Origin of the sequence: Exiguobacterium sp. s11, from assembly GCF_018619015.1 — a bacterium.
Lineage (GTDB): Bacteria > Bacillota > Bacilli > Exiguobacteriales > Exiguobacteriaceae > Exiguobacterium_A > Exiguobacterium_A indicum.
On record NZ_JACSNF010000018.1, the window covers coordinates 1 to 361 of the forward strand.

General features: G+C 49.9%; 2 tRNA genes. Both read left to right on the forward strand.

Features of this window, described 5'->3' with window-relative positions:
• Window positions 1-92: 92 nt before the first annotated feature.
• Window positions 93-166, forward strand: a tRNA-Arg gene (locus KNQ12_RS16900).
• 5 nt (window positions 167-171) lie between these two features.
• Window positions 172-248: transfer RNA gene (locus KNQ12_RS16905), tRNA-Pro, on the forward strand.
• Window positions 249-361 lie beyond the last annotated feature (113 nt).

Sequence of the window (361 nt, forward strand, 5' to 3'; positions counted from 1 at the left end):
CGGTCGTGGCGGAATCGGTAGACGCGCTAGGTTGAGGGCCTAGTGGTGGCAACATCGTGGAGGTTCAAGTCCTCTCGACCGCACCATATGATGCACCCTTAGCTCAGCTGGATAGAGTACTTGACTACGAATCAAGGGGTCGGGAGTTCGAATCTCTCAGGGTGCACTTTTCGGGAAGTAGCTCAGCTTGGTAGAGCACTTGGTTTGGGACCAAGGGGTCGCAGGTTCGAATCCTGTCTTCCCGACCATTATTTTCATACGAAATACATTGGACTTTGAAAACTGAACGATGAGGCAAAAATCGTATTCTACGGAATACAAAAACGAATGAAGCGCAAGCTTCGTCAATCGTGACTTCGGT